The following is a 6,000-nucleotide window of genomic DNA, read 5'->3' as shown; positions in this document are numbered from 1 at the left end:
AGAGGTGTATAAGGGACGGGCACGGGGGCGACCCGCGCTCCCGAGGCCGGTCTGGGTCTGGTCGGGTCGGCGACGGTGATGTCGAGCGTCGCGGACGTCACCAGGGGCGGAAGTACCCGCGACGCCGTCCCCAACGCAGTGAGGTGGGGCAGCAGGGCGTCCCACCTGTCCGGGTCGGTCCTGCGCGGGCAGCGCACCGCCACCCACGCCCCGGAGAATGCCACGTCGGAGACGTCACCCGTCAGTCCCCGCAGTGCGGTGTCGACCCGGACGTCCATCAGCCGGGCCGCGGCGCGGACGTCCGTCGTGTAGACACTGAACGGGGGACGGTCGAGAGCCCGGTCGTGACGCATTCCCGCGGGCACCGCCGCGACCGCACTGATGTGCACGTCCACCGGTGAATAGGCCCCCCGGCGCAGGGCGAACACCGTCGACCCTGCGACATCGGCGATGTGGAGCTGGTGCCCGTCGACGAAGCCGGAGACGAGGTCGCGGGCGGTGGGACCGGAGTCGGTGGGAGTCATGAGACGGATCAGGCTGACCGGCCACTCCACGGTGAGGAAGGCGTCCTCACGGGTGTACTCGAAGCCGTGGGAGGCCGCCCAGTTCCGGCGCCCACGCCGCGCACCGAACAGACCGCCGGACGTGGGTGCTGCGGTCGGCCCGGGCCCATGACCCGGGACCTCCTCACTGCGTTGAGGTGTGCCCGGAGTCACCGGTACGGCCGGAACGTCGGCATCTGCCGCGGGTACCGCAGGTGAGGGCACATCCCCCGGGGAGCGGGGGGAGGACGCCGCGGGCCGGCTCTCCCCCGGGTTCCGTCGCGGACGACCCCGGTCCGCACCCCGGGCGTCCTGTCCTGTCACCCTGTCCCGACCGGCGGTCCCGGTGAAACCGGTGGAACCCTCACCGCCGGGCGGAGTGCCCTTGCCGGACCGGTGGTCCTGTCCGGAGGCACGCAGGAACAGGCCCGCAGCTGAGATCAGCAGTACGAGCCCGAGGACGAGGGCGACAACCGGGTAAGACATCAACGACAGTCTAGGCGGAGGTGGTCTCCGTCCGCGTCACATGTTGTCCGCGGCGTAGGCCTCATGGTCCACGAGGTCACCGACACCGGTGACCTTCACCTCGTAGAGCCAGCCGGCCCCGTAGGGGTCCTCGTTGATCAGACCGGAGTTGTCCGCGATCTCCTCGTTGACCGCCGTGATCTCCCCGGAGACCGGTGCGAAGATGTCGGAGACCGACTTGGTCGACTCGACCTCCCCGAACGGTTCCCCTGCCTCGATCTCGGTGCCGACCTCGGGAAGCTCGGCGAAGACGATCTCACCCAGGGCGTCGGCGGCGATGTGGGTGATCCCGACGCGGACGGTGTCCCCCGGGTTGATGTCGGTGGAGTTCACCCATTCGTGTTCCACGGAGTACAGGCGGTCGGCGGGAATTTCAGTCATTGTTCTCTCCTCGGTGCAGTTGAAGGAATTCTATTTCTCACGGTTGTAGAACGGCGGTTCGACGACGGTGTAAGGGAAGCTCTTCCCCCTGATGTCGACGGTGACGGTGGAGCCGACAGCCGCCGGTCCACCGTCCTGCGCGGCGGTGGCGTCGACATAGCCCATCGCCACCGGGTGGCCCAGGGTCGGGGACAGTGCGCCGGAGGTGATTTCTCCGAGCCGGTTGCCTTCGGCGTCCCGGATCTCGTAGCCTTCGCGGGCGGCACGCCTTCCCTCACCCACCAGCCCGATGAGATGCTGGTCCGGGCCTTTCTCCTTGGCCGCCAGGATGGCGTCGCGTCCCACGAACACGTCCTTGGTTCCCGTCGCCGCCAGGACGCCGAGACCGGCGTCGACCGGGGTGACGGCGGTGGAGAGCTCGTGTCCGTAGAGGGGCATGCCCGCCTCCAGGCGGAGGGTGTCGCGGGCGGCGAGCCCGCAGGGCAGGACGCCGAAAGGTTCACCCGCGGCGAGGGCTGCCCTCCACACCGTTGCGGCGCCACTGCCGGCACCACTGCCGGTACCGGGGGTGTCATCCGGGTCGGTGTCACGGACGAAGATCTCGAACCCGTCCTCGCCGGTGTACCCGGTCCGTGCGATGAGTGCGGGGACTCCGGCGACGGTGCCCCGGAAGGCCGCGTAGTAGTGCAGTCCCTCCACCGCCGCCTCGACGGGGTCGGAGTCTCCGTCGGCTGCTGCCCCGGAGGCGGCGGGGGCGGCGGTGACGGAGTCGGTGATCCTGAGCATGACCTCTGCCGCCTTCGGACCCTGCACCGCGATGAGCGAGGTCTCCTCGGTCTCGTCGACGACGGTGACGTTGAAGTTCCCGATCCGTTCGGTGAACTCCTCGAACACTGTCCGGGCGTTGCCGGCGTTGGGGACGACAAGGTACTCGTTCTCCCCGAGTGCGTAGGTGATGAGGTCGTCGATGATGCCGCCGTCCTCACGGCAGATCATCGAGTATTTCGCCTTCCCCAGTTTCACCGCGGAGATGCGGGAGATCAGGGCATGGTCGAGGAAGGCCGCTGCCTCCGGTCCGGTGACGCGTATCTCTCCCATGTGTGAGAGGTCGAACACGCCGACAGCCCCGCGCACGGCACGGTGTTCGTCGAGTTCGCTGGCGTACCTGAGGGGCATGTCCCACCCGCCGAAGTCGGTGAACTTCGCGCCGAGTTCGGCGTGGATGTCATGAAGTGCTGTCTTCCGGGGCATGGTGTCAGTTCTCCTCGTGCTCTGCGGAGGTGGCGGAACCGCTGTCGGTCTCCCCGCTGACGTCGAATGCTTCGACCGGGGGGCAGGTGCAGACCAGGTTGCGGTCGCCGTAGGCGTCGTCGATGCGGCGGACGGCGGGGAAGTACTTGTCCCGCCGCAGGGACCGGACCGGGAAGGCCGCTTTCTCCCGGGTGAAGTGTCCGTGGGACACGGCGTCCTCGAAATCGTCACGGACGACGGATTCCGCAGTGAAGGGGGCGTGGCGCAGGACCGAGTCCTCCACCGCGACCTTTCCGTCGATGACCTCGTCGATCTCTGCCCGGATGCTCCTCATCGCGGTGATGAAGCGGTCGAGTTCTCCCTTGTCCTCGGACTCGGTCGGCTCCACCATCAGGGTGCCGGCGACGGGGAAGGCCAGGGTCGGGGCATGGAAACCGTAGTCCATGAGCCTCTTGGACACATCGGCCGCGGTGACCCCGGACTGCCTGGTGAGTTCGCGCAGGTCGAGGATGCACTCGTGTCCGACCAGACCGTTGCTGCCGGTGTAGAGGGTGGGGAAGGACGCGGCGAGTTCGTGCGAGATGTAGTTCGCGTTGAGCAGCGCGGTCCGCGATGCTTCGGTGAGCCCCTCCCCACCCATCATCGCGATGTAGGTCCAGGAGATCGGCAGCACCCCGGCCGAGCCGTAGACGGCCCCGGAGACCGGGCGTCCCCCGACCACAGCGGGTGCGACGGAGGGGTCACTCCAGGGGTCGGTGGGCAGGAAGGGGATGAGATGGTCGGCGACGCACACCGGTCCCACACCGGGACCACCGCCACCGTGAGGGATGGTGAAGGTCTTGTGCAGGTTCAGGTGGCTGACATCGCCGCCGAATACACCCGGCTGGGCGAGCCCGACGAGTGCGTTGAGGTTGGCACCGTCGATGTACACCTGTCCTCCCGCCGCGTGGACTTTCTCGCACACGGCGTCGACGTGCTCCTCGAACACGCCGTGGGTCGACGGGTAGGTGATCATGATGCCGGCGATCCGGTCACCGTACTCCATGATCTTCATGTCGAGGTCGGCAAGGTCGACGGAACCGTCTGCGGCGGACTTCACGGCGATCACCTTCAGCCCGGCCAGTGCCGCGGAGGCGGCGTTGGTGCCGTGGGCGGACGCCGGGATGAGGATGAGGGTGCGCTGGTCCTCCCCACGCGAGAGGTGGTAGCGGCGGATGGCCAGCAGACCGGCGAACTCTCCCTGGGATCCGGCATTGGGTTGTACGGACACGGCGGCGTACCCGGTGATTTTCGCCAGACGGTCCTCGAGGTCGGAGATGAGTTCCAGCCAGCCGGTCGCCTGGTCCTCGGGCACCAGCGGGTGGATGCCCGCGAACTCCGGCCAGGTGATCGGTTCCATGGACACGGCGGCGTTGAGCTTCATGGTGCAGGAGCCCAGCGGGATCATCGTCCGGTCCAGGGCGAGGTCACGGTCGGCGAGCCGACGCATGTACCGCATCATCTGGGTCTCGGAGCTCACCGTGTTGAACACGGGGTGGGTGAGGATGTCGTCGGTGCGCAGGTACCCGGACAGGGGACCTTCGTCGAGGACGAAACCGGAGGTGTCGACGGTGACGCGGGAACCGGCGATGATGCGCAGCAGAGCCGCGATATCGGCGTCAGTGGTGGATTCTCCGACCGAGACCCCGACGTGAATGTCGTCGACGAGGCGGAGGTTGAAACCTTCGTCACACGCCGCGGCGACGATCGAGGGGGCGTCGGTGACCTCGACGGTGACGGTGTCGAAGAACAGGTCGGACGCCAGGGTCAGACCGGCTTCGGCCAGTCCGACCGCCAGGGCCACTGCGCGGGAGTGGATTCCGGTGGCGATGGACCGCAGCCCGTCAGGTCCGTGCCAGACGGCGTAGAAACCGGCGACGACAGCGAGCAGTGCCTGGGCGGTGCAGATGTTCGACGTGGCCTTGTCACGGCGGATGTGCTGCTCACGGGTCTGCAGTGCCAGCCGGTAGGCGGGCGTCCCCTCGGCGTCGACGGACACGCCGACGATGCGCCCGGGCATCTTGCGCTGGTACTCCTCGCGGCAGGACAGGAATGCGGCGTGCGGTCCGCCGAAGAACAGCGGGACCCCGAAACGCTGTGCGGACCCGACGGCGATGTCGGCTCCCGCCTCCCCCGGCGACCGGACGAGCACCTGCGCGAGCAGGTCGGCGGCGACCGTGACCAGACCACCCCGGTCGTGGACTTCCGCGACCACCTCCGGCAGGTCGTCACGGAGCTCACCGGTGGTCGCCGGGTTCGACACCACTGCACCGACGATCACGGTGCCCTCCTCTGCCAGCCGGCGGACGGTACCGACGTCCACCGGGGTGACGGTGACCGGCAGTCCTGCGGCCGCCGCCCGGGTCAGGGTGACGTTGATGCTCGAATCGTGGAGGGCTTCGTCGAGAAGGATGACTCCGCCCTTCTTCGCCGCCCTGGAGTTCAGCCGTGCCATCATCTGGACTGCCTCGGCGACCGCGGTGGCCTCGTCGAGCAGTGAGGCTCCGGCGACGGGCAGGCCGGTGAGGTCCTCGACCATGGTCTGGAAGTTCAGCAGGGCCTCGAGCCTGCCCTGGGAGATCTCGGGCTGGTAAGGCGTGTAGGCGGTGTACCAGGCGGGGTTCTCGACGACGTTGCGGCGGATCACCGCGGGGGTGACCGTGTCGTGGTAGCCGGCACCGATGAGCTGCTTCTTCAGCGTGTTCTTCGAGGCGAAGTCCCGCAGTGCGGCGAGCGCGGCGGTTTCGTCGAGCGCCGGGGGCAGGTCGGTCGGTGTGTCCTGGACTATGGACGCCGGTACTGCGGCGGCCGCGAGAGCTTCAGTACTCCCGTAGCCGAGCGTGTCCAGGATGGCACGGGTGTCGTCGGCGTCCGGGCCGATGTGCCGCTGGTAGTGGGGGGCTGCCATGTCTTCTTCTTCCTGCGCAGGGTGTTTCCTGGCGCGCGGAGATGTGCGTGGATGGTAGTCCTCCCCACTCTGTCGAGGGTGCCTGAGAGCTTCAGCATGACCACGCTGGTGTGCTTCCTAGGGTGCCTTTCTCCTTCGGCGGCAGCTCACGAACGACGGTGACCTGCACTTTCCAGAGTTGCCTCGCCGTGGCGGTACGGGTGCCTGAGAGTGTCTGACGGGGAGGTGTTTGCTCCTACGGCGGCCGGACTTCCACCGGCCTCTCCCACCGCGGCTACGAGCGGCGCATGAAATTGTGGTTCGTGCGGGCTCAGTATAACTGCTGCGGTGACGTGGGACACGCCGAACGGGGAG

The 6,000-nt window shown here is 68.0% G+C and carries 4 protein-coding genes and 1 riboswitch; all 4 genes read right to left on the bottom strand.

What is annotated here, in order from left to right; translation table 11 throughout:
- A partial coding sequence (locus BN3906_RS14830) for a TtfA family protein (RefSeq protein ID WP_495697495.1) occupies positions 1-1,028 on the bottom strand: 1,028 nt, incomplete at its 3' end.
- 36 nt (positions 1,029-1,064) lie between these two features.
- A complete protein-coding gene (gene gcvH, locus BN3906_RS07445) occupies positions 1,065-1,448 on the bottom strand; it encodes a glycine cleavage system protein GcvH (protein ID WP_066586658.1) in 384 nt (127 codons plus the stop codon).
- 30 nt (positions 1,449-1,478) lie between these two features.
- Positions 1,479-2,699 (bottom strand): glycine cleavage system aminomethyltransferase GcvT, encoded by a 1,221-nt coding sequence (gene gcvT / locus BN3906_RS07440; protein WP_066586656.1) that lies wholly within the window; start codon positions 2,697-2,699, stop codon positions 1,479-1,481.
- A gap of 4 nt (positions 2,700-2,703) precedes the next feature.
- A complete protein-coding gene (gene gcvP / locus BN3906_RS07435; protein WP_066586654.1) occupies positions 2,704-5,646 on the bottom strand; it encodes an aminomethyl-transferring glycine dehydrogenase in 2,943 nt (980 codons plus the stop codon).
- A 59-nt stretch (positions 5,647-5,705) separates the two neighbouring features.
- Positions 5,706-5,832, bottom strand: a riboswitch (glycine riboswitch).
- Positions 5,833-6,000 lie beyond the last annotated feature (168 nt).

The sequence above is a fragment of the Corynebacterium provencense genome (assembly GCA_900049755.1).
GTDB classification, from domain to species: Bacteria; Actinomycetota; Actinomycetes; order Mycobacteriales; family Mycobacteriaceae; genus Corynebacterium; species Corynebacterium neomassiliense.
Note: the sequence above shows the minus strand (reverse complement) of the source record. Positions and strands in the feature narration are given on the sequence as shown.

Coding starts and splice junctions, on each gene's coding strand:
- gcvP (WP_066586654.1), bottom strand. CDS start 5,646: ATGGCAGCCCCCCACTACCAGCGGCACATCGGCCCGGACGCCGACGAC.
- gcvH (WP_066586658.1), bottom strand. CDS start 1,448: ATGACTGAAATTCCCGCCGACCGCCTGTACTCCGTGGAACACGAATGG.
- gcvT (WP_066586656.1), bottom strand. CDS start 2,699: ATGCCCCGGAAGACAGCACTTCATGACATCCACGCCGAACTCGGCGCG.